The sequence below is a fragment of the Metabacillus sp. KUDC1714 genome (assembly GCF_014217835.1).
GTDB lineage: Bacteria > Bacillota > Bacilli > Bacillales > Bacillaceae > Metabacillus > Metabacillus rhizosphaerae.
In genome coordinates this window covers 212,434-235,328 of sequence record NZ_CP055263.1, presented here as the reverse complement: position 1 = coordinate 235,328, position 22,895 = coordinate 212,434, and the positions used below count along the sequence as shown (strand labels likewise).

The 22,895-nt window shown below is 35.5% G+C and carries 23 protein-coding genes and 1 other annotated feature; all 23 genes read left to right on the top strand.

The annotated features are described in order from the left end of the window. Position 1 precedes the first annotated feature (1 nt). The 23 genes from mtaB (at position 2) to dnaG (ending at position 22,880) form a co-directional block, all read left to right on the top strand. On the top strand, positions 2 to 1,363 hold the full coding sequence (gene mtaB / locus HUW50_RS01200) for a tRNA (N(6)-L-threonylcarbamoyladenosine(37)-C(2))-methylthiotransferase MtaB (protein WP_066334656.1): 1,362 nt from the start codon (positions 2 to 4) through the stop codon (positions 1,361 to 1,363). Between the two features lie 177 nt (positions 1,364 to 1,540). Beyond that, on the top strand, positions 1,541 to 2,209 hold the full coding sequence (gene deoC, locus HUW50_RS01195) for a deoxyribose-phosphate aldolase (RefSeq protein WP_185653636.1): 669 nt from the start codon (positions 1,541 to 1,543) through the stop codon (positions 2,207 to 2,209). Positions 2,210 to 2,522: 313 nt separating this feature from the next. After that, positions 2,523 to 2,696: a 30S ribosomal protein S21 gene (gene rpsU, locus HUW50_RS01190; RefSeq protein ID WP_015595024.1), complete on the top strand. Its 174-nt coding sequence runs from the start codon at positions 2,523 to 2,525 to the stop codon at positions 2,694 to 2,696. 14 nt (positions 2,697 to 2,710) lie between these two features. Further along, complete coding sequence (locus HUW50_RS01185) at positions 2,711 to 3,157, top strand: GatB/YqeY domain-containing protein (protein WP_066334668.1); 447 nt, start codon at positions 2,711 to 2,713, stop codon at positions 3,155 to 3,157. A gap of 192 nt (positions 3,158 to 3,349) precedes the next feature. Beyond that, positions 3,350 to 4,669 carry an NfeD family protein gene (locus HUW50_RS01180; RefSeq protein WP_066334671.1) on the top strand — a complete coding sequence of 440 codons (1,320 nt, stop codon included), beginning with the start codon at positions 3,350 to 3,352 and terminating at the stop codon, positions 4,667 to 4,669. Between the two features lie 112 nt (positions 4,670 to 4,781). Beyond that, on the top strand, positions 4,782 to 5,774 hold the full coding sequence (gene floA, locus HUW50_RS01175; RefSeq protein ID WP_066334674.1) for a flotillin-like protein FloA: 993 nt from the start codon (positions 4,782 to 4,784) through the stop codon (positions 5,772 to 5,774). 111 nt (positions 5,775 to 5,885) lie between these two features. Next, the gene (locus HUW50_RS01170; protein ID WP_066334680.1) at positions 5,886 to 6,368 is read left to right on the top strand and encodes a hypothetical protein; all 483 of its coding nucleotides are present in this window, start codon (positions 5,886 to 5,888) and stop codon (positions 6,366 to 6,368) included. 71 nt (positions 6,369 to 6,439) lie between these two features. Next, complete coding sequence (gene yqfC, locus HUW50_RS01165; protein ID WP_066334695.1) at positions 6,440 to 6,727, top strand: sporulation protein YqfC; 288 nt, start codon at positions 6,440 to 6,442, stop codon at positions 6,725 to 6,727. A gap of 226 nt (positions 6,728 to 6,953) precedes the next feature. Next, positions 6,954 to 8,144: a sporulation protein YqfD gene (gene yqfD, locus HUW50_RS01160; protein ID WP_396652572.1), complete on the top strand. Its 1,191-nt coding sequence runs from the start codon at positions 6,954 to 6,956 to the stop codon at positions 8,142 to 8,144. 3 nt (positions 8,145 to 8,147) lie between these two features. Beyond that, entirely contained in the window at positions 8,148 to 9,113 is a 966-nt protein-coding gene (locus HUW50_RS01155) for a PhoH family protein (protein ID WP_066334699.1), read from the top strand. 241 nt (positions 9,114 to 9,354) lie between these two features. Beyond that, complete coding sequence (locus HUW50_RS01150) at positions 9,355 to 11,475, top strand: HD family phosphohydrolase (RefSeq protein WP_185654028.1); 2,121 nt, start codon at positions 9,355 to 9,357, stop codon at positions 11,473 to 11,475. A 2-nt stretch (positions 11,476 to 11,477) separates the two neighbouring features. After that, the gene (gene ybeY / locus HUW50_RS01145; protein ID WP_066334705.1) at positions 11,478 to 11,960 is read left to right on the top strand and encodes an rRNA maturation RNase YbeY; all 483 of its coding nucleotides are present in this window, start codon (positions 11,478 to 11,480) and stop codon (positions 11,958 to 11,960) included. Further along, a complete protein-coding gene (locus tag HUW50_RS01140; protein ID WP_185653635.1) occupies positions 11,932 to 12,324 on the top strand; it encodes a diacylglycerol kinase family protein in 393 nt (130 codons plus the stop codon). Before ybeY ends, HUW50_RS01140 begins: the two co-directional genes overlap by 29 nt. A 179-nt stretch (positions 12,325 to 12,503) precedes the next feature. Next, a complete protein-coding gene (locus HUW50_RS01135) occupies positions 12,504 to 12,902 on the top strand; it encodes a cytidine deaminase (protein ID WP_066334712.1) in 399 nt (132 codons plus the stop codon). Beyond that, positions 12,895 to 13,806, top strand: coding sequence for a GTPase Era (era, locus tag HUW50_RS01130; RefSeq protein ID WP_066334715.1), 912 nt, complete (start codon positions 12,895 to 12,897; stop codon positions 13,804 to 13,806). Before HUW50_RS01135 ends, era begins: the two co-directional genes overlap by 8 nt. Before the next feature lie 191 nt (positions 13,807 to 13,997). Continuing rightward, positions 13,998 to 14,141 carry a YqzL family protein gene (locus HUW50_RS01125; RefSeq protein WP_066334717.1) on the top strand — a complete coding sequence of 48 codons (144 nt, stop codon included), beginning with the start codon at positions 13,998 to 14,000 and terminating at the stop codon, positions 14,139 to 14,141. A gap of 33 nt (positions 14,142 to 14,174) precedes the next feature. After that, positions 14,175 to 14,927, top strand: coding sequence for a DNA repair protein RecO (gene recO, locus HUW50_RS01120; RefSeq protein ID WP_066334720.1), 753 nt, complete (start codon positions 14,175 to 14,177; stop codon positions 14,925 to 14,927). 57 nt (positions 14,928 to 14,984) lie between these two features. Further along, positions 14,985 to 15,165 (top strand) — a binding site (T-box leader). A gap of 241 nt (positions 15,166 to 15,406) precedes the next feature. Then, complete coding sequence (gene glyQ / locus HUW50_RS01115) at positions 15,407 to 16,297, top strand: glycine--tRNA ligase subunit alpha (RefSeq protein ID WP_066334729.1); 891 nt, start codon at positions 15,407 to 15,409, stop codon at positions 16,295 to 16,297. Next, positions 16,290 to 18,353, top strand: coding sequence for a glycine--tRNA ligase subunit beta (gene glyS / locus HUW50_RS01110; protein ID WP_185654027.1), 2,064 nt, complete (start codon positions 16,290 to 16,292; stop codon positions 18,351 to 18,353). Before glyQ ends, glyS begins: the two co-directional genes overlap by 8 nt. 329 nt (positions 18,354 to 18,682) lie before the next feature. Continuing rightward, entirely contained in the window at positions 18,683 to 19,321 is a 639-nt protein-coding gene (locus HUW50_RS01105; RefSeq protein ID WP_066335483.1) for a transcriptional regulator CcpN, read from the top strand. Positions 19,322 to 19,345: 24 nt separating this feature from the next. Next, positions 19,346 to 20,161, top strand: coding sequence for a pyruvate, water dikinase regulatory protein (locus HUW50_RS01100; protein ID WP_066334734.1), 816 nt, complete (start codon positions 19,346 to 19,348; stop codon positions 20,159 to 20,161). Positions 20,162 to 20,577: 416 nt separating this feature from the next. Next, positions 20,578 to 21,030 carry a YaiI/YqxD family protein gene (locus tag HUW50_RS01095; protein ID WP_066334737.1) on the top strand — a complete coding sequence of 151 codons (453 nt, stop codon included), beginning with the start codon at positions 20,578 to 20,580 and terminating at the stop codon, positions 21,028 to 21,030. Between the two features lie 32 nt (positions 21,031 to 21,062). After that, entirely contained in the window at positions 21,063 to 22,880 is a 1,818-nt protein-coding gene (dnaG, locus tag HUW50_RS01090; protein WP_066334741.1) for a DNA primase, read from the top strand. The last annotated feature ends 15 nt before the right edge of the window (positions 22,881 to 22,895 follow it).

The following is a 22,895-nucleotide window of genomic DNA, read 5'->3' as shown; positions in this document are numbered from 1 at the left end:
AATGCCTACAGTTGCATTTCATACATTAGGTTGTAAAGTAAATCATTATGAGACAGAAGCGATTTGGCAGCTTTTCAAAGATGCTGGCTATGATCGTACAGAATATGAAAAAGTCGCAGATGTATATGTGATTAATACATGTACTGTAACAAATACAGGTGATAAAAAGAGTCGTCAAGTTATTCGTCGCGCAATCCGTAAAAATCCGGATGGTGTAATCTGTGTTACAGGTTGTTATGCCCAAACTTCTCCTGCAGAAATTATGGCGATCCCTGGTGTTGATATTGTTGTAGGAACACAGGATCGTGTTAAGATGCTAGAATATATTGAGCAATTTAAAAACGAAAGACAACCAATTAACGGTGTAAGAAATATTATGAAAACACGTGTATATGAAGAGCTTGATGTACCTTCATTCACAGATAGAACAAGAGCTTCTTTAAAAATACAAGAAGGTTGTAATAACTTTTGCACATTTTGTATCATTCCTTGGGCACGTGGCTTAATGCGTTCACGTGATCCTAAAGAGGTTGTTACACAAGCACAGCAGCTAGTGAATGCAGGTTACAAAGAAATTGTACTAACAGGCATTCATACAGGAGGATACGGTGAAGATCTAAAGGATTATAACTTAGCCATGCTATTACGTGACTTAGATGAGCAAGTTGAAGGTTTAAAACGGATCCGGATTTCATCAATCGAAGCAAGCCAAATATCAGATGAAGTGATAGAAGTTCTGAAAAATTCAAGCAAAGTTGTTCGTCACTTACACATTCCGATTCAATCTGGATCAGATACAGTGTTAAAACGTATGCGTAGAAAGTATACAATGGAATTTTTCGCAGACCGCATTAAGCTTTTAAAAGAAGCATTGCCAGGTCTGGCGATTACATCAGATGTAATTGTTGGATTCCCAGGTGAAACAGAGGAAGAATTTTTGGAAACTTTTAACTTCATTAAAGAGCATAAGTTTTCTGAGCTTCATGTTTTTCCGTATTCTAAACGGACTGGTACCCCAGCTGCTCGAATGGATGATCAAGTGGATGAAGAAATTAAAAATAACCGAGTTCATCGTTTAATAGAACTATCAGATCAATTAGCCAAAGAATATGCTTCTCAATTCGAAGATGAAGTGTTAGAGGTTATTCCTGAAGAAACATTTAAAGAAGAGACAAATGAAGGATTGTATGTTGGGTACACAGACAATTATTTAAAGGTTGTTTTTCCTGCTAATGAAGAAATGGTAGGTAAGATTGTAAAAGTGAAAATAACAAAGGCTGGCTATCCTTACAATGAGGGTCAATTTGTACGAGTATTAGATGAGCCATTGCAAACAGACGAAAATATTCGTTTATCTTCTTAATGTAATTGGGGTTGGTTGTAATTTAACCAATCCTTTTTCTTTTTATAGAAAAATATTCATAAGGAAATGTGTAAAATTTATTAATAAGTGCAAATTAATTTAGTACTCGTTTTTATTTTTTGATAATGTTAAGATGTAAGAGGTCGGACAACTATATGTTGAAGGAGACGATACATAATGTCAAATATAGCAAAAATGATTGATCATACTGCCCTTAAGGCGGATACAACTAAGGATACGATCGAAAAGCTTTGCAAAGAAGCCAGTGAATACAAGTTTGCCTCTGTATGTGTAAACCCAACCTGGGTAGAAACAGCAGCCCAGTTGTTAAAAGGGTCAGATGTAAAGGTTTGTACCGTTATTGGTTTTCCATTAGGAGCAAATACACCAGAAACAAAGGCATTTGAAACAAAAGATGCCATTGAAAAAGGTGCAACTGAAGTTGATATGGTTATTAATATCGGAGCTCTTAAGGACAAAAATGATGAGCTTGTAGAACGCGACATCAGAGCTGTTGCAAGCGCTGCAAAGGGTAAAGCCTTATCAAAGGTGATTATTGAGACAAGTCTTTTAACAGAAGAAGAGAAGGTTAGAGCTTGTGAGATTGCTGTGCGCGCTGGAGCTGATTATGTAAAAACATCTACTGGTTTTTCAAGCGGTGGAGCAACCGTTGAGGATATAGAACTTATGAGAAAAACAGTAGGGCCTGAGATTGGTGTAAAAGCATCTGGTGGAGTCCGAGACACAGAAGGTGCCGAAGAGCTGGTGAAGGCGGGAGCAACTCGTATTGGAGCAAGCTCTGGCGTCTCAATCGTTAAAGGTGAGTCATCAAATTCTGATTATTAATTTTGTTATTTAAATCAATTTTTCACTTATTGATCATTTGTGCAATCAGCAAATAAAAGCAAGCATATAATAATCGAATAATTCAAACAACAATTTATACACGGAACTTTTTACTATATGAGTTGACCTGCATTATTCGTTATATTATAATTGCAAAGTACATGTTTTGTTATACTATCCAAATTCACATTTTAAGGATGATAGTATAGGAAATAACTAAGGCATTCGCAACATTGCGATAAGCCATGTTTTTCTAGTAGACATGTTTTATTTAAAGATGTCGATTGGTTGTATTCGGAGGGAGGGAAAGAGAATGTCAAAAACGGTCGTTCGTAAAAACGAGTCGCTTGAAGATGCTCTTCGTCGTTTCAAACGTACTGTATCTAAAAGTGGTACAATACAAGAAGCTAGAAAGCGCGAATTCTATGAAAAGCCTAGCGTAAAGCGTAAGAAAAAGTCTGAAGCAGCTAGAAAGCGCAAATTCTAAAAGAGGGTGTACTTATGAGTCTTCTTGAGCAATTGAATCAAGATATGAAACAAGCGATGAAAAACAAAGAAAAAGACAAGTTAATTGTCATTCGAATGGTCAAGGCTGCTTTGCAAAATGAAGCGATTAAACTTGGCAAAAATGAGTTGTCTGAAGAAGAAGACTTGACAGTTCTTTCTCGCGAATTAAAGCAACGTAAAGACTCCCTCCAGGAATTTAAAAATGCTGATCGTTTGGACTTAGTTGAAAAAACACAAGCGGAAATCGATGTATTAGTCGATTATATGCCTGAGCAGCTTTCCGAAGAAGAGGTTTCTGAAATCGTTAAACAAACAATTTCAGAAGTGAATGCATCTTCTAAAGCGGATATGGGGAAAGTAATGGGAGCACTCATGCCCAAAGTTAAAGGAAAAGCAGACGGAAGTCTTGTTAATAAGCTTGTGCAACAACAGCTATCATAAATTTTAAGACACCTTGCCTTGCAAGGTGTCTTTTAGTGTGTAAGAAGATAAAAGTGTTAATCATAAAAAAGAGAAAATACTATTTACATAAGAATCTAATTTAAGTAATAAATTTTTATTAATAAATGAAACCAAATACTAACTAAAAACGTATTAAGAATAGGGCGTTATAGAGAGGAGGTTTTTAGACAAATGAGAAAGCGTTTTTACCAGTTAATGATTGTCGTAGCTTTTATTTTGGCTTTGTTTAATGGTTTTAGTAATGAGCTCAAAGCAGATTCTAATCAAAAAGTATTTATCATACCTCTTGAGGAAACAGTCGAGAAAGGTCTCTCGCAATATATTAAGCGAACAATTTCAGAAGCGAAATCTCAGGAGGCTGACCACATCATTCTTGAAATAGACACATTGGGTGGTGCTGTTGATGGAGCTATGGAGATAGCTGATACACTCCGTTCAAGTGAAATCCCGATTACTGCTTATATTAATAGAAGAGCTATTTCAGCAGGAGCTTATATTGCGTTGAATGCGGACCAAATATATATGGCTCCAGGTAGTCAGATGGGGTCTGCTGCAATCATTACAGGGGATGGTAATGCTGCAGATGATAAGTCGCAATCATTATGGCTGTCAGAATTGAAAGAATCAGCAGAACGGAATGGACGTGATCCAAAATATGCGTTGGCAATGGCAGATAAGGATGTTGATATTCCTGAATATGGAGCAGGTAAAGGAGATTTATTAACACTTGAGACAAAGCAAGCATTTGAAGTTGGATATTCAGAAGGAACTGCTGAAAATCGCAAAGACTTATTAAAACAATTAAATTTAACAGGTGCTTCCATAATCGAGGCAGAAGAAAGTTTTGCAGAGAAAGTGGCAAGATTTATCACACATCCTGTTGTTGTTCCTATTCTTCTGTCGATAGGTAGTATTGGTTTAGTTGTTGAACTTTATTCTCCAGGATTTGGTGTTGCGGGATTCATGGGATTAACTTCACTTTTTTTATTTTTTTATGGTCACTTAGTTGCTGGTCTAGCTGGGATGGAATCAATAATATTATTTGTTTTAGGAATTATATTGGTAATCGCTGAATTCTTTGTACCAGGTGGTATAATGGGAGCGTTGGGCTTTGCAAGTATGATTACAAGTTTATACTTAGCTTCAGGTGATTTTGTCCATATGACGATTTCCTTATTAACTGCCCTGGTTGCATCAATTATAGTATCTATTCTACTAGTAAAGGTGTTTGGAAAACGTATGAATATTTTTAAAAAGCTAATATTGCGTGACTCAACAAATACCGAGAGTGGTTACGTGTCAAATAAATCAAGAGCTGAATTACTTGGTCTTGAAGGAGTTGCATTTACGACATTACGACCTTCAGGAACAGCAATAATTGCAGACGAACGGTTAGATGTTGTGACAGAAGGTAGCTTTATCTCTCAAGGCCAAAGGGTAAAAGTTGTAAAGGTGGAAGGCTCGAGAATTGTTGTTAGAGAGCTGAATTAATAAAGATCTAGGCTTGTTACTTTATTAAGCGTTTAATAGTAGTTACTTTGAAATAGTCATCTGACTGCTAGGAATGCTTGATTTTGATACATTATACATTAGGAGGAAAACAATGGAAGCATCAGCAATATTAATAATTGGACTCGTTATACTAGGCTTTATCTTTTTAGGTATCTTTTTTACATTTGTACCAATTGCACTTTGGATTTCAGCTCTTGCAGCAGGGGTTAAAATTAGCATCTTTACGTTAATCGGAATGAGGCTACGTCGTGTTATTCCAAGTAGGGTTGTTAATCCATTAATTAAGGCACATAAAGCTGGACTTGGTATTACAACAAATCAGCTTGAAAGTCATTATTTAGCAGGTGGTAATGTAGACCGTGTTGTAAATGCGCTAATTGCAGCGGAACGTGCAAATATTGAATTAACCTTTGAACGTGCTGCAGCAATCGATCTAGCTGGTCGTGACGTTCTAGAAGCTGTACAAATGAGTGTTAATCCAAAAGTTATTGAAACTCCTTTTATTTCAGGTGTAGCGATGGATGGAATTGAAGTAAAAGCAAAAGCAAGAATAACTGTCCGAGCGAACATCGATCGTTTAGTCGGGGGAGCAGGCGAGGATACTATTATAGCTCGTGTTGGCGAAGGGATTGTAAGTACAATTGGTTCCCAAAAGGATCATAAAAAGGTATTAGAAAATCCTGATATGATTTCTCAAACAGTTTTAGGAAAAGGCTTAGATTCCGGTACTGCCTTTGAAATTCTCTCGATTGATATCGCGGATGTTGATATCGGTAAAAACATTGGAGCTGAATTACAAACAGAGCAAGCAGAAGCAGATAAGAAAATTGCTCAAGCCAAAGCAGAAGAAAGAAGAGCGATGGCTGTTGCTCAAGAACAAGAAATGCTTGCGCGTGTACAAGAAATGAAAGCTAAAGTTGTAGAAAGCGAAGCAACAGTTCCACTGGCTATGGCTGAGGCACTTCGCTCTGGTAACATAGGTGTGATGGATTATATGAATATTAAAAATATCTCTGCTGATACAGACATGAGAGACTCAATTGGTAAAACAAATCAAGATCAAAATGATAATGACCAATATTGATCGGTAGATTGTACCATCTTAAATAAGGTGGTGGATGGTGAAGCTAAGCTACCTATATGCACTAGGCCTTGCTTCCCATCCTTTTCCTTCATTTAAAGGAGGGAGTGACTTATGGAGCTTACAGAATTATTAACAAATCCACTTGTCTGGGGGGCTCTTGTGTGGTTGTTTTCTAGATTCTTCACATCTAATAAAAAAGATGAAGAAACACCAAAAAAACAACATAATCAACGTGAGAATCGTCCAAATCCAAGACCAAATCCAAGGCAAAACTCAAGAACGAACCCTAAGCCGGTGATGACTACTGTTGAGCGAAAGCCTCGAAATGAAGCGAAACCTGCTCTTCAAACAGTACAACAGGCGTATGAAAGCATGAAAAATCAAGCTACAGAAAAAACTAGGATTGTAAAAGAACAACCAAATAAGAGGAAAGTTGTACCAAGAGAGCAATTTCCTAAAGTAAATCGAAATATAAAACAAAATAACCTAATTATTGATCAACAGAAAGCAGTACAAGGTGTAATTTGGGGCGAAATTTTAGGTGCACCGAGGTCTAAAAACCCACATTATACGAGAAACAAAAGACATTCATAACTTCTAACAATAATCGTGTTATAAGACTCCGTTTTCTCTCATACATATGAGATGAAAGGGGGTCTTTTTTTATGGCAAAAAAATGGCGACAGCAACTAACTAGATGGATTACAAATACAATTGAACTACCGCCCGATGTCATGATGGATCTTCCTAGAATTACGATGGTTGGCCAGCTCCATATTTACATAGAAAATCATCGAGGGCTCCTTACTTTTACTGATACAGAGCTTCGCCTTCTATTAAAGCAAGGACAACTTTTAATCAAAGGCGAAGCTTTTGTCATAAAGACGATTCTACCGGAAGAAATTCTACTCGAAGGTAAAATAAATCAGGTTCTATATCTGGATGCAACTTAAGGAGGATCCTGGAACTTTCATCGGTAATAACCAACCTAATAAAAGGAACATCCAAGAATATTGTTCTAGCAGCGAAATCTTAGTGAGTAAAAAACTCAAATAGTCTGCTGTGAGTTAATCATCCGTTTTTTATAAATAACCACAGCAGGCAAGTTTATAAAACGTTATATAGTAATGTTTAGCAGGTAACTACACAAACCACTATTTTGCAGGGTTTAGGAGGATAATGATGAAAAACCAATGGACGAGTTTGTTATTTGGAGTTGTAAAAGTAAGTATCGTGGGTCGAGGTACAGAGCGCTTTTTGAATGATTGTATACGTGAAGATATTGTAATTTGGAATGTTAGAAGAAGCCAAAAGGATGGGATGGATTTCTTTATTCGCCTTAAAGATGTACATGCCTTGCGAAGAGTAGTAAGGAAAAATGAATGCAAATGTCGCTTTGAGAAAAGGTTAGGTTTTCCCTTTTTTGTAAAAAAATCATGGAGGAATAGCGGATTTGTCATGGGAATACTTGCTTTTTTATTAGTGATTTTTGCTTTGTCGAATATGATATGGGGAATAAAAGTCGAGGGTGCTTCACCTGAAACGGAGCATTTAATAAAAAAGGAGCTTTCTCGAATTGGGGTTAAAACTGGAAAGTTCCAATTCTTTGTAGAAAATCCCGATGATATTCAAAAATCCTTAACAGATAATATTCAGCAGATTACATGGGTTGGTGTGGAATTAACTGGTACAACCTATCATTTAAAGGTTGTAGAAAAAAATCAACCAGAAGAAGAAAAACTTGTAAGTCCTCGTCATATAATTGCTGAAAAAGAAGCAGTTATTTCTAAAATGTTTGTAGAGCAAGGCCAACCACTTACAACTTTACATGAGCATGTAAAAAAAGGACAAATATTAGTTTCAGGGCTGATCGGGAAGGAAGATGAACAGAAAAAAGTAGCGGCTAAAGCTGAAATTTTCGGGGAAACTTGGTATAAATCAACAATTTTAATTCCATTAAAGACGACTTTTCATGTTTTAACTGGAGATGATAAGGTTAAGCATTATCTTCAATTCGGATCCTTTAAGCTTCCAATATGGGGATTTAAAGATCCTGAGTTTAAAAATTTTGAAGTAGAAGATGATGTTAGATATGTTAAATTTTTAAATTTCACATTGCCGGTTGCATACGTCAATGAGACATATAGAGAAAAAGAACAAGTTAGTCGGGATTACACGGTAAAACAAGCTAGGGAAGCTGCTTTAGATCGAGGTCGTAAAGATATTGAGGATAAACTTGATGAAGAAGAAAAAGTAATTGGAGAAAAAGTTTTGCACGAGACGAATGAGAATGGTAAAGTAAAATTAACCGTTCTTTACCAGGTGATAGAAAATATAGTGAGAACCACACCAATTGTTCAGGGAGACTAAAGAATGCCAGAAGAATTAGTGACAATGAGTCAACAATTAGAAAATCCAAATGAAGCAATTGCTTTATTCGGTAACAATGATGTTCATTTAAAACGAATGGAAGAAGAACTAAAGGTTTCAATTGTAACGCGAGGTGAAGCAGTCTTTGTATCTGGAGACTCTGAACACGTTAATCTTGTTGAAGAACTGCTTAAATCCCTGCTCCTTATTATCCGCAAAGGAATCAACATTAGTGAGCGAGATGTGATTTATGCCATAAGTATGGCAAGGGAACAGAAATTAGATCAATTTGAGAACCTGTATGTTCAGGAAATAGCTAAAACAGCCAAAGGGAAATCAATACGAGTTAAAACCTTAGGTCAACGTCATTATATAGCAGCTATTCAAAACAAGGACTTAGTTTTTGGAATAGGTCCTGCTGGTACTGGTAAGACGTATTTAGCTGTTGTCATGGCTGTAAATGCTTTAAAAAACGGTAGTTTAAAACGGATTATATTAACAAGACCTGCTGTTGAAGCTGGAGAAAGCTTAGGTTTTTTACCAGGTGATCTAAAAGAGAAGGTAGATCCATACTTAAGACCTTTATATGATGCATTACATGATGTTTTGGGAATGGAGCATACTGGAAGACTTATTGAGCGAGGAACAATTGAAATAGCGCCTTTAGCTTATATGAGGGGTAGAACATTAGATGATGCATTCGTTATTTTGGACGAAGCTCAAAATACCACTCCAGCCCAAATGAAAATGTTTCTTACTCGATTAGGTTTTGGATCTAAAATGGTCATTACTGGTGATATTACACAAGTTGACTTACCGAAAGGTGTAAAATCTGGATTAACTGTAGCGAAGGATACTCTTGTAAATGTACAAGGTATTTCATTTGTTGAGTTAGAGCAATCTGATGTTGTTAGACATCCGCTTGTTGCAAAAATTATTTCAGCTTACGAAAACTCCAAAGAAGGATAAGTGACCCGAGCACCCGAAGTCGGGTCACTTTCTTTTTAGACCTTTTATTGTGTAGGAATGTTTTTGTTGATTTTTTTGTCGTATTTTGTCATAATGGTTGAACATTTTTCGATAAAAGGAAATAATGGAAGAAGTGAACGAATTAACGAATGAAAATTAATTCGTTGAAAAGGTGGTGCCTCTTGTGAAGAAAAAAATTAATAAAGATAAACTAAAACCAAACCCAAACCCAAACCCATTAATTGAAAAACTTAAAAATAATAAGTTTCAACATGTTTTTTTATATGCGATTTTAGCGGTAATATTGTTTGTAGCACTTTATAGTAATGTTAAGCCTGAAACATTAGATGTTGAGCTTTTTACTGTGTCTGATCAAACAATCTATGCACCTACAACCGTTGAAGACAAGGTTGAGACTCAGCGAAAAGAGCAAGAGGCTTATGATGCAGTAGAAGACCAATATGTCTTAAAAAAGGAGATTACAGAAAAACAAGTAGATCTCATATCATCGATTTTTGATGCTATTATTGAAGTCCGTAAAGAAGAAGAAATAGCGAATAAGTCGGAAGACGCTACATCCACCTTGTTAACTCCTGAAGAAAAGGTGAAACGTTTACAAGAAAAGTTAACCCCGGCTATAAGTGATAAAATCTCTGAGGAAACCTTTTTGCCCTTAGTAAGTACGACAGACGATGAGTTAGTTCTTGCAAAGGATGCGGTTGTTACAGCAGTAAATAATATCATGAGCAAGGAAATACCAATCATTCAATTGACAGAAGCAAAAAAGCAAGCTGTTGAAGAATTGGGATATACCTCCCTAAAAGCAGATGTTCTTAAGGCGGCAACAGAACTAACTCGTTTTTCAATCACACCAAATGTTGTATTTGACAAGGATGCGACTGAGGAGAAAAGACAGCAAGCAATTGATAATGTGAAAGTAGCACAAATTAAACAAGGCCAAATCCTAGTCGAAGAGGACGAGCTAATTAATCGGGAAGTTTATCGAAAACTTGGACTAGTTGGTTTACTAGATAATCAACAATCATTTAAACCATTCTTAGGGTTAGGGTTATTCATTGTGCTAATTCTGATTGGTGTCGTGTATTATTTTGAAAAGAAAGATAGTCCAATTTCTAAGAAATACAATTCCCTGCTCTTATATTGTTTAATATTTGCAATTACTATTCTTCTTATGAAGATCGTCAGTCTCTTTCAAAAAATCGACTATACACATATTGGGTACCTTGTGCCTGTTGCGATGGGCGCTATGCTTGTAAAGCTCTTACTGAATGAGCGCCTAGCGATCTTGACATGTATGATATTTGCAATTTGTGGAAGTGTGATTTTTAATGAAGGTGTTACTGGTAGCTTTAATTTTTCAGTAGGTGTATACTACTTATTTGGTTGCCTTGCGGCAGTATTATTTTTAGGAGAACATAATCTTAGGTCTAAAATTTTACAAGCTGGCTTGTTTGTAGCTGGAATGAATGTCCTTGTTATAACAGCTATTATGCTAATTAGAAATGGTAGCTATTCAAATGTTGAAATTGGTTCATATTTTATTATGGCTTGTGCGTCAGGTCTTGTTTCTTCTGTATTAACAATAGGTTTTATGCCATTCTTTGAAACCGGATTTGGAATATTGTCTACGATGAAATTAATTGAACTATCTAATCCAAATCATCCATTACTAAGAAAAATTTTAACAGAAACTCCAGGTACATATCATCATAGTGTAATGGTTGCAAATTTGTCTGAGTCTGCATGTGAAGCAATTGGGGCAAATGGGTTATTAGCAAGAGTAGGAGCCTATTATCATGATATTGGAAAAACGAAGCGACCACAGTATTTTATAGAAAATCAAATGAATATAGAAAATCCACATAATAAGCTTTCAGCTCAGCTAAGTAAAAATGTCATTATTTCACATGTTACAGATGGTGTAGAGATGCTTAAAAAGCATAAGATGCCAAAGGAATTTGTTGATATAGCTGAACAACATCATGGTACATCACTATTAAAATACTTTTATCATCAGGCAAAACAATCAAATGATTCGATCTATGAAGAAGAGTTTCGTTATCCTGGTCCAAAGCCACAAACAAAGGAAATTGCCATAATATCGATTGCAGATAGTGTGGAAGCTGCTGTCCGGTCAATGTCAAACCCAACTCCTGATAAGATTGAAAAGCTTGTTCGTTCCATTATTTCAGACAGATTACAAGACCACCAATTAGATGAATGTGATTTAACTCTTAAAGAGATAGACATTATTGCAAAGTCATTTTGTGAATCATTAAAAGGGATTTTTCATTCAAGAATTGAGTACCCAGAATTAACAAAAAAGCAGAAGGTGAAGTAAGCATGAGATTAATCATCGATAGTATAGATGAAACAAATGAACTAGTAGATGAACAATTAAAAACAGTCGAGGATTTATTACAATTTGCAGCTGAAGTTGAAGCAGTAGCACAGAATGCGGAGCTATCTGTGACCTACGTTACTAATGAACGTATACAAGAGGTAAATCGCGAATACCGAGATAAGGATCTACCTACAGATGTGATTTCCTTTGCTCTAGAGGAAATAGGAGAAGGTGAAATTGAAATTGTTGGTTTAGAGCAACCCCCAATATTAGGTGATATTATTATATCCATTCCTCGCGCAAAGGAACAAGCGGTTGAATATGGTCATTCGTTCATGAGAGAACTAGGGTTTTTAGCAGTTCATGGCTTTCTACATTTATTAGGATATGACCATATGAATCATCAAGATGAGAAAGAGATGTTTACAAAACAAAAGGATATTTTGGACCGCTATGGACTTAAAAGATCCTCAGATCTCTGAATGGAAGCGGTTTTATAGGAGTTTTTGCTTTGCGTGGAGTGGGATTATTCATACATTTAAAACCGAAAGAAATTTTCAAATACATGTATTTATTTCTATCGTTACATTAATTGTTGGTTATTTCGTCCACTTTACAAAATTCGAGTGGATCGTCATTTTATTTTTAATTGGAGGAATGTTAGCCCTCGAATTAATAAATACGGCATTAGAACACGTTGTCGATCTAATCACAAGTGAGTTTAAGCCACTAGCAAAAGCAGCAAAGGATGCGGCAGCTGGAGCTGTTTTTGTTTATGCGATTCTTTCGGTTATAATAGGGATAATCATCCTTTCGAATCATATATCTTTTGAATTGTTCAAATGAACTATAAATAATTAAGTACTTGTAAGGATAAAACTCACTTTTTATTTTATTTTAATTGTATTTCGAAAATTCTTACAATTAAATTACAAAAGCGAAGAAGGCGTGAAATTTGTGTGAAAGTTAGGTAAAATAAAGAAGAGCAGATGGTTATTGACTGTCTTTAGAAAGGAAGAAATTTTGTGAACATCGAACTACTCATCAATGAAGCGAAAGCAGCACGTGACATGGCGTATACTCCCTATTCTAAATTTAATGTTGGGGCAGCTTTGTTAACAAAAGATGGTATAATATATAAAGGCTGCAATATAGAAAATGCTGCATATAGCATGACAAATTGTGCGGAGCGTACAGCATTATTTAAAGCCTTTTCTGAGGGAGACAAAGAGTACGCTGCAATTGCAGTTGTTGCAGATACAAAACGACCAGTTCCTCCATGTGGAGCATGCCGTCAAGTTATTGCGGAACTTTGTCCAAAGGATATGAAAGTAATCTTAACTAACCTCCAAGGTGATATAGAAGAATTAACAGTACAAGAATTACTACCAGGAGCTTTTTCAGCGGAGGATTTACATGAATAATAATCAATCATACAAATCAGGTTTTGTTTCAATTATTGGAAGACCAAATGTTGGTAAATCAACATTTATTAACCGAGTAATCGGTCAAAAAATCGCAATAATGAGTGATAAGCCCCAAACAACTAGAAATAAAATTCAAGGGGTTTATACGACGAACAATTCACAAACAATTTTTATAGATACACCAGGTATCCATAAGCCTAAACATAAGCTTGGGGACTTTATGATGAAAGTTGCTCAGAACACATTAAAAGAAGTCGATCTCATTCTTTTTATGATTAATGCAGAGGAAGGCTATGGTCGTGGCGATGAATTTATCATTGAACGATTGAACGAAACGAAAACACCCGTTTTCTTGATCATAAACAAAATTGACCAAATTCATCCTGACCAGCTTTTACCTTTAATCGAGCAATATAAAGAGTTATATCCTTTTAAAGAAATTATCCCAATCTCTGCTTTACAAGGAAATAATATTGATACATTATTACAACAAATTGAAATGTTATTACCAGAAGGTCCACAATACTACCCAGAGGATCAAGTAACAGATCATCCTGAGCGTTTTATCATAACAGAATTGATTCGAGAAAAAGTCCTACACTTAACGAGGGAGGAAATTCCACACTCAGTTGCAGTTGTTATGGACACACTAGAAAGAAGAGAAAATAATCAAGCTATTTTTGTGGGAGCAACGATCATAGTTGAACGTGATTCCCAAAAAGGAATTGTAATTGGCAAACAAGGTAGCATGCTTAAGGAAGTAGGGAAAAGAGCAAGAGTTGATATCGAAGCCTTACTTGGTTCTAAAGTCTTTTTAGAGCTATGGGTTAAAGTACAAAAGGATTGGCGTAATAAAGCTTCCCAATTAAGAGATTATGGTTTTAGAGATGATGAGTATTAATGTCGATCTAAGCTACTGAAGTGGAATATTTAATAAAAAATTAGTTATTCCTTTTTAATAGTACTGAGGTATGCATCAAAAATATTAGCAAAAATTGTTTGACATGAATTGGAGAATAGAAGGTCAAGATAAATGTAAAGAAATTGGACATATTGCTTGCTAGTCTTAACAACTGAAAGGTGGGGTTTTTTATGTTGGATTTTACCTGGAAGGTCTTTTCGCAAACAGGTAGCATTGATACGTATCTTCTTTTTAAAGAATTAGAAAAGGAGAATGATGACGGACCCGATTCTCAAGATGATGAACTAGCTGAAATGGATTTTCCAATTTCCTGATCTTGCCTGAACCTTTGGAAGGTGAGGGAAATTTTGCTTCAAAAATGTGAAGGAATTGTGATTCGATCAACGGATTACGGTGAAACAAACAAAATTATTACAATATATACTCGAGAACTCGGAAAAGTTGGGGTTATGGCAAGAGGTGCAAAGAAACCGAATAGTCGGCTCACGTCAATTACCCAACTTTTCACGTATGGAACATTTTTATTTCAGAAGACAAGCGGATTAGGAAGTCTTCAGCAGGGTGAAACACTCCTTTCGCTAAGAGGTATTCGAGAGGATATCTTCCTAACTGCTTATGCTTCTTACATAGCAGAACTATTAGATAAAAGCACTGAAAATCATGAACGAAATCCATACTTATTTGAACTTCTAAAACAGACACTCCAATATTTAGATGATGAAGTAGATCCTGATATATTACTAAATATTTTCGAGATGAAAATGTTGACAGTTTTAGGTCTTCATCCACAGTTAGACGGATGTGCATTATGTGGAAACAAAGATGGTACATTCCACTTTTCTATAAGAGAAGGTGGTTTTTTGTGCCATAGATGCTTTGAGAAGGATCCATATCGTTTACCCATATCACAAATAACTGTTAAATTATTACGGCTGTTTTATTATTTTGACTTAAATCGTTTAGGGAATATATCAGTAAAGCCTGAAACAAAGAAGGAGCTAAAGGATGTAATCCAAGCTTATTATCAAGAGTTTTCCGGTTTAACGATTAAATCGAAACGATTCTTAGATCAATTAGATTCTTTAAAAGGTAAGCTATAAAGTATACTGGTGTTGACATTAGTCTATTTTTCGATTAATATGCAAATATAATTTAACATTTTTGCGTAGAAGGAAAAGAGTACTTACGAGTTAAACCAATATAAGCGACCTTAGGATGGTGAAAGCTAAGGATTGGTACGTAACGAAAGGCATTCTGGAGCAGATTTTTAAAGTGGCTTACATTAGCAGACTATGTAAGCAATTAGGGTGGAACCGCGGGTATGCTCTCGTCCCTATGTCATTGATTTGGCATAGTGGCGGGAGCTTTTTGTATTTCTGCAAGTATATGAATGATATGCAAATTATGGAGGTTTTAGTTTACCAGTTTGTTTTCACAAGGCTTTTTCTTAATTTCTTCTAGACTACCTCTGACTTGGTCTCAAGATCACAAGTGAACAAAAATATCGTTGTGGATGTCAGTCTAAAACAATGAAATTAAATGCAATTAGTCCTTATCAAATATGGAGGTGTAAGGTAACATGAATATTCAAGAAATGATTTTAACGCTGCAAAAGCATTGGTCAGATCAGGGCTGTATTTTAATGCAGGCGTATGATACTGAAAAAGGTGCAGGAACAATGAGCCCTTATACGTTTTTACGTAGTATAGGTCCAGAACCATGGAAAGTTGCATATGTTGAGCCTTCAAGACGACCTGCTGATGGACGATATGGTGAAAACCCAAATAGACTATATCAGCATCACCAGTTCCAAGTCATTATGAAGCCATCACCAGATAATATTCAAGAGTTATATTTAGATTCGTTACGAGCTTTAGGTATTGATCCATTAAAACATGATATCCGATTTGTTGAGGATAACTGGGAAAATCCTTCATTAGGCTGTGCTGGTTTAGGTTGGGAAGTATGGCTTGATGGAATGGAAATCACGCAATTTACGTATTTTCAACAAGTTGGTGGTTTAGAATGTAAACCAGTTTCAGCTGAAATTACATATGGAATAGAAAGGCTAGCTTCCTATATTCAAGACAAGGAAAATGTTTTTGATCTTGAGTGGACAGATGGATACACAGTTCGTGATATTTTCTTAATGCCCGAATATGAGCATTCGAAGTATACGTTTGAAACATCAGACACAGAGATGTTGTTCCAATTGTTTTCAACTTATGAAAAAGAAGCGAATCGTCAAATGGATGAAGGGCTAGTCCATCCTGCATATGATTATGTTTTAAAATGCTCTCATACGTTTAACTTACTTGACGCAAAAGGGGCTATATCTGTTACTGAGCGAACAGGTTACATAGGACGTGTTCGTAATTTAGCGCGGAAAGTGGCAAAAACTTTTTATGATGAAAGAGAGAAACTTGGTTTCCCAATGTTGAATAAGGAAGGAGGAGCACATGATGAATAAGCAAGATCTATTAATTGAAATCGGATTAGAAGAAGTACCTGCACATTATGTAACAGATGCAATGAATCAGTTTACTGAAAAGGTAACAAAATGGCTTGAAGATAAAAAACTTTCTTATGGAACTGTTAAGTCTTATTCAACACCACGAAGACTAGCTGTATTAGTTAAAGATGTAGCTGTTAAACAGCCTGATATCGAAGTAGAAGCAAAAGGTCCTGCGAGAAAAATTGCGTTAGATGAGAATGGTAATTGGTCCAAAGCAGCAATTGGTTTTACAAAAGGTCAAGGTGCTTCTGTAGACGATATTTATTTCAAAGAAATCAATGGTATCGAATATGTACATGTTCAAAAATTTACAAAAGGTCAGGAAACGAAGTTGCTTTTAGAAGATATAAGTCAAATCATCACGGGCTTAACCTTCCCTAAAAACATGCGATGGGGCAGTCAGGAGATGCGCTATATTAGACCAATAAAATGGATTGTTGCTTTATTTGGTAAAGATGTTATACCATTTGAAATTTCAGGTGTAACAACGAACTCATACAGCTACGGTCATCGGTTTTTAGGAAATAAGGTTGAGATTGTAGCGCCATCATTATACGAAGCGACATTATTAGAACAATTTGTATTGGTCGATCCAGTAAAGCGTAAAGAAGCAATTAGCAATCAGCTTTCAGAACTAGAGAACGAACAAACTTGGGTGATTCCAGTTGATGAAGAACTACTTGAGGAAGTAAATAATCTTGTTGAATACCCAACAGCATTGTTTGGGAAATTTGAAACAGAATATTTATCTTTACCGGACGAGGTATTGGTTACTACGATGAAAGAGCACCAACGTTATTTTCCTGTTAGAAATCAACAAGGTGAGCTTCAGCCATTTTTCGTAACAGTACGAAACGGTGACCATAATCATCTTGAAAATGTTGCTAGAGGGAATGAAAAAGTTCTTCGTGCAAGACTTTCTGATGCGAATTTCTTTTATAAGGAAGATCAAAAGCTAAAGATTGAAGATGCTGTACAAAAGTTAGATAAAATCGTATTCCATGAAGAATTAGGCACATTAGGTGAAAAAGTTAAACGTGTTGTTGAACTCTCTGGCCTATTAGCAGATAAACTACTTGTAAGCAATGAGGAAAAGCAAGATATTAAACGAGCTGCTTCCATTTGTAAATTTGATTTAGTAACACATATGGTCTACGAATTTCCTGAGTTACAAGGGAAAATTGGTGAAAAATATGCACGACTTAGTGGTGAGAAGGAATCCATTTCTGTTGCAATTAATGAACATTATATGCCTCGCCATGCAGAGGATGCGGCACCTGAATCAACAGTAGGAGCTGTTGTTGCACTAGCGGATAAATTGGATACAATTGTAGGTTTTTTTGCAATTGGGAAAATTCCAACCGGTTCACAAGACCCTTATGCATTAAGAAGGCAAGCAAGCGGCATCGTGCAAATCCTTCTAACAAAGAAATGGAAGCTCGAATTACCAGAGTTGTTCCAAATTGCACTTGATTTATATGGTGATAAAGCTATAGCAGCTGCTGCACAAGAGTTATTATCATTTTTTAGACTTCGCTTAAAATATTTATTAGCAGAAGATCATATTCGCTATGATTTAGTTGATGCTGTATTAGAATCCTCAGTTTTAGAAGTGACTTCTTTAGTTGAACGAGCAAAGGTTCTTGAGTTAAGATCAAGGCAGGAAGAATTTAAAGAAACGATTGAGGCGCTTGCACGCGTTATGAACATAGCGAAAAAAGGTGCAGAACAGAATATTAATGAACAATTATTTGATAGTGAATATGAAAAATCTCTTTATGATTCATTTGTTCATGCTTCAAATGCAATTAATTCATTAAAAGCAGAAGGTAAAGAGGAAGAAATTTATAATGTTCTTGCAGGGTTAAAAGTGGTTATAAACGACTACTTTGATCACACGATGGTAATGTCTGAGGACGAAAACATCAAAACAAATCGATTAGCTCAAATGGTTAAACTCGCACAGCTTATCGAATCATTTGCGAAAATGAATGTAATCCTTGTAAAGTAATGATCAGAACGCTATTTCAATAGTGTGGTTCGGTTAGGGCGTATTTTAGAGAAAAGAGATTTAATCTTAATTATCTAAATTTTAACAAGGATGACGAAATACTAATATACCTAGCTTCATCCACGTTTTATTATAAAAAGGGTCTGACAATTGTATCGTCAGCCCTTTTTATTTTTTCGTTTTATACTTGCCAATATATAATGGTTTTCAAAATAGATAAAACAAATTACTTTTCAAAAGGATATTAAAGTATATAATAATTTTATATAGTATAACCTATTTAGTTAGGTAGCAATTTTTTATAGATAAAAACTAGATGAAGCAGGGTGGTGAGTAAAATCGAGCTTAATAAACGACAAGAAAAAATTGTAGAAATTGTTAAGGCGAATGGTCCGATTACAGGAGAACAAATAGCTGACCAGCTTCATCTAACGCGAGCAACTCTTCGACCGGACTTAGCTATTTTAACAATGGCAGGGTTTCTGGAGGCGAGGCCAAGAGTTGGTTATTATTATACAGGCAAAACAGATACACAGCGCTTAACAGACGAGCTTAAAAAACTACAAGTGAAGGATTTTCAATCAATTCCAATTGTCGTAAGTGTAAATGTGTCAGTATATGACGCGATTTGTACAATGTTCTTAGAAGATGTTGGAACATTATTTGTAGTTGATAATCAATCTTATTTAGTTGGTGTACTCTCACGTAAAGATTTATTACGTACTAGCATAGGCAAGCAGGAGCTTGAATCCATTCCTGTTAATATAATTATGACGAGGATGCCTAACATTACTGTATGTAGGCAGGATGATCTTATATTAGATGTAGCAAATGCTCTTATCGAAAAACAAATAGATGCTCTCCCAGTAGTTAAGGATACTGAGATGGGACTTGAAGTAATAGGCAGAATAACAAAGACAAACATGACAAAAATCCTGGTGGATTTTGCGAGTGATGACATTAGTTAAGTAAATAGAAATGGGGATAAAAAAATGAGACACCGTATGATTTATGTAGTATCAGATTCTGTAGGTGAAACCGCTGAGCTTGTTGTAAAAGCAGCTGCGAGTCAATTTAATGGTGCATCGGCTAATACGAAAATTAAACGTATACCATATGTAGAAGACAAAGGAACAATTCTTGAGGTTGTTTCTTTAGCGAAGGTAGACCAAGCCATTGTTTGCTTTACTCTCGTAATTCCAGAGCTAAGAGAGTTTTTAATTGAAGAGGCAAATAAACAAGGTGTCATATATTATGATATTATTGGCCCTTTAATTGATAAAATGGAAAACTCTTATGGAACTGCAGCAAAATATGAGCCAGGTAGAGTTCGTAAGCTTGACGAAGATTACTTCAAGAAGGTAGAAGCGATTGAGTTTGCGGTAAAATATGATGATGGTCGAGATCCGAGGGGGATACTAAAAGCAGATATCGTTTTAATAGGTGTGTCTAGAACATCCAAAACACCTCTCTCTCAATATCTTGCACATAAACGCTTCAAAGTTGCTAATGTCCCAATAGTTCCAGAGGTTGAACCACCTGAAGAGCTGTATAAGGTTTCTGCTCAAAAATGTATTGGTTTAAGGATTAGTCCAGATAAACTCAACCACATTCGTAGAGAGCGTTTGAAATCATTGGGTCTTAATGACGAAGCTTTTTATGCTAATATTAATCGGATCAAAGAAGAATTAGAATACTTTGATAAGGTAGTTGATAAGATTGGTTGCCAGGTAGTCGATGTTTCTAATAAAGCAGTAGAGGAAACAGCAAACATCATAGCGAATTTTATGAATAAACATAATGGGTAGGGCATTTTGAGATGGATGAGGGTGACTTTAGGAGTGTTAAACACTTTGTTAATGAGTCAGCCTCTTCGCTTTTATACTGAGTTTGAATCGTATTTTGTTATAGGTTAGCAACAGTCAGATTGTATATTAATCGAACGGATTATTTATTCAAACTACTTATGCTTCAATACATAAAAAAACAATAGATATTTAACTAACTTTGTATTATAATAAAAAATTGTGATAAAAATATTTTTTTTAGGTTTAGAACTTGACATATAGGAATAAACTATTAATTGTAAACTGTCAAGATTTATTAGGAAATAATTTTCGACAAAAAGAAATTGGGTTGGTTATCACGAATTTTAAGTTTCTAGCAAGTTTTTAGAAGGATTCTGTCGGAGTGATGTAGAATAGAGAAATATGGCGAAAAAACAATGAAAATTTATGTCGATGCTGATGCTTGCCCTGTAAAACAAGAAATAATGAATATTGCAAGCAAATACAACATTGAAGTCATCTTCGTTGCATCCTATAATCATACATCAGACAAAACGTATGGTGGTAGATGGATCTTTGTTGATACCGGTAAGGAAGAGGCTGATTTATACATAGTCAACCATGTGCAAAAAAGTGATCTAGTCATTTCGCAGGATATTGGGTTAGCTGGCCTTTTATTAAGGAAAGACGTTATTGTTGTTACTCCTAGGGGTAAACGATATACAGAAGCTAATATTGATACTGCCCTACAATTCCGTTATTTATCAGCAATGGAGAGACGTGGTGGTAAGTATTCGAAAGGCCCAAAAAAATTCACAGAAGAAGACACTTTGAATTTTATCACAACAATGGAAAAAATTTTGTCGAAAGATGAAGGAGATCTTAAATGAATCTCGAATATCTTTAACACGGGGTTGTTAGCATGGGAAATCGAATTCCCGAAGAATTAATTGAAAAAATACAACGAACTTCTGACATTGTTGATGTGGTAAGTGAATATGTTCAATTGAAGAAACAAGGTCGTAACTATTTTGGGTTATGTCCATTTCATGGAGAAAAGTCTCCTTCGTTCTCAGTTTCTGCCGATAAGCAAATTTTCCATTGCTTTGGATGTGGAGCAGGGGGCAACGTTTTTTCATTTTTAATGCAGCATGAGGGTTATGCATTTATTGAAGCCGCACAACACCTTGCAGATAAGGCGAATATTGAGATGCCGTCGCTCACTCCAGTAGATCAAGTGCAGCAATCTGTTTCTAAAGATGCAGAAAAAATGATTGAAGCTCATGAACTCTTAAAGAAATTTTACCATCATTTATTAGTAAACACAAAAGAGGGTCAGCAAGCTTTAGACTACTTATTAAATCGTGGCTTTACAAAAGAAATCATTGATACGTTTGAGATTGGGTATGCCCTTGATTCATGGGATTTCATTTCAAAGTTTCTAGTTAAAAGAGGTTTTGATGGATCTATGATGGAGGAAGCGGGTCTATTAGTTAAGAAAAACAATTCAGACGAGTACTTTGACCGATTTCGTAATCGAATTATGTTTCCAATAGCAGACCACCATGGAATGACAATTGCTTTTTCTGGAAGGGTACTTGGTGATGAAAAGCCCAAGTATTTAAATAGCCCTGAAACAAAAATTTTCAACAAAAGTAAATTGCTATATAATTTCCACCGTGCAAGAGTACATATTCGAAAAAACCAACAAGCTATTCTTTTTGAAGGATTTGCAGATGTTATTTCATCAACAAGATCTGGAGTCCAAAATGCTATTGCTACAATGGGTACGTCTCTTACTGATGAACAGGCGAAAATTATCCGTAGAAATGTATCTGAGATCATTATATGTTATGACTCAGATTCGGCAGGTATTGAAGCAACCGTTAGAGCATCAAAGATATTAAAAGATGCGGGTTGTAGAATAAAGGTTGCAATGATTCCAGATGGGTTAGACCCTGATGACTACATCAAAAAATTCGGATCAGAAAAGTTCAAAAATGATGTAATAGGGGCAAGCGTATCTTTAATGACATTTAAAATGAGTTATTACCGTAGAGGAAAAAATCTTCAAAATGAAGGTGAAAGGCTACAGTATATTGAAAATGTTATTTTAGAACTTAGTAAGCTAGAAAGTGCAGTTGAAAAAGAGATCTTCTTAAAACAAATTTCCAGAGAATTTGACCTTTCGATGGAGGTTCTAAAGGATCAACTTCACCAAAAGGAACAGCAAATAAAACCACAAAAAGCTTCGCCACAAAAAAGTATTGACCAGCAACATCGAAAAAGAGCACCTATTCAATCGAAAAGGCTGCTACCAGCATTTCATACTGCTGAACGTATGTTAATCGGACATATGCTAAGAAGTAAGGATTTTGCAGAAAAGGTTCTTGAAAGACTTGGACTTCAATTTAATATTGAAGAGCACAAAGCAATTGTTACTTATTTATATGGATTTTATGAAGAAGGAAATGAAGAGAATGTAAGTTCTTTCCTTTCAAGGCTGCCAAGTCCTGAATTACAACATATTGTATCCAACATTGCGATGATCACATTAAACACCGAAGTGAGTGAACAAGAACTATCAGATTATATAAAACAGGTGTTGAATCATCAAAAAATGTTAATGATAAAAGAAAAAGAAGCTGAAAAAAATGAAGCTGAAAGAAATAAACAGTTCAAAGAAGCAGCTCAAATTGCGATGGAAATCATTCAATTAAATCAAGCGCTCAAATCATAGTAAGTAAGCTGAAGA

Bases quoted from the DNA above. Each gene is read 5' to 3' on its own strand.
- mtaB (WP_066334656.1), top strand. From the start codon at position 2: ATGCCTACAGTTGCATTTCATACATTAGGTTGTAAAGTAAATCATTAT.
- deoC (WP_185653636.1), top strand. From the start codon at position 1,541: ATGTCAAATATAGCAAAAATGATTGATCATACTGCCCTTAAGGCGGAT.
- rpsU (WP_015595024.1), top strand. From the start codon at position 2,523: ATGTCAAAAACGGTCGTTCGTAAAAACGAGTCGCTTGAAGATGCTCTT.
- HUW50_RS01185 (WP_066334668.1), top strand. From the start codon at position 2,711: ATGAGTCTTCTTGAGCAATTGAATCAAGATATGAAACAAGCGATGAAA.
- HUW50_RS01180 (WP_066334671.1), top strand. From the start codon at position 3,350: ATGAGAAAGCGTTTTTACCAGTTAATGATTGTCGTAGCTTTTATTTTG.
- floA (WP_066334674.1), top strand. From the start codon at position 4,782: ATGGAAGCATCAGCAATATTAATAATTGGACTCGTTATACTAGGCTTT.
- HUW50_RS01170 (WP_066334680.1), top strand. From the start codon at position 5,886: ATGGAGCTTACAGAATTATTAACAAATCCACTTGTCTGGGGGGCTCTT.
- yqfC (WP_066334695.1), top strand. From the start codon at position 6,440: ATGGCAAAAAAATGGCGACAGCAACTAACTAGATGGATTACAAATACA.
- yqfD (WP_396652572.1), top strand. From the start codon at position 6,954: ATGATGAAAAACCAATGGACGAGTTTGTTATTTGGAGTTGTAAAAGTA.
- HUW50_RS01155 (WP_066334699.1), top strand. From the start codon at position 8,148: ATGCCAGAAGAATTAGTGACAATGAGTCAACAATTAGAAAATCCAAAT.
- ybeY (WP_066334705.1), top strand. From the start codon at position 11,478: ATGAGATTAATCATCGATAGTATAGATGAAACAAATGAACTAGTAGAT.
- HUW50_RS01140 (WP_185653635.1), top strand. From the start codon at position 11,932: ATGGACTTAAAAGATCCTCAGATCTCTGAATGGAAGCGGTTTTATAGG.
- era (WP_066334715.1), top strand. From the start codon at position 12,895: ATGAATAATAATCAATCATACAAATCAGGTTTTGTTTCAATTATTGGA.
- HUW50_RS01125 (WP_066334717.1), top strand. From the start codon at position 13,998: ATGTTGGATTTTACCTGGAAGGTCTTTTCGCAAACAGGTAGCATTGAT.
- glyQ (WP_066334729.1), top strand. From the start codon at position 15,407: ATGAATATTCAAGAAATGATTTTAACGCTGCAAAAGCATTGGTCAGAT.
- glyS (WP_185654027.1), top strand. From the start codon at position 16,290: ATGAATAAGCAAGATCTATTAATTGAAATCGGATTAGAAGAAGTACCT.
- HUW50_RS01100 (WP_066334734.1), top strand. From the start codon at position 19,346: ATGAGACACCGTATGATTTATGTAGTATCAGATTCTGTAGGTGAAACC.
- HUW50_RS01095 (WP_066334737.1), top strand. From the start codon at position 20,578: ATGAAAATTTATGTCGATGCTGATGCTTGCCCTGTAAAACAAGAAATA.
- dnaG (WP_066334741.1), top strand. From the start codon at position 21,063: ATGGGAAATCGAATTCCCGAAGAATTAATTGAAAAAATACAACGAACT.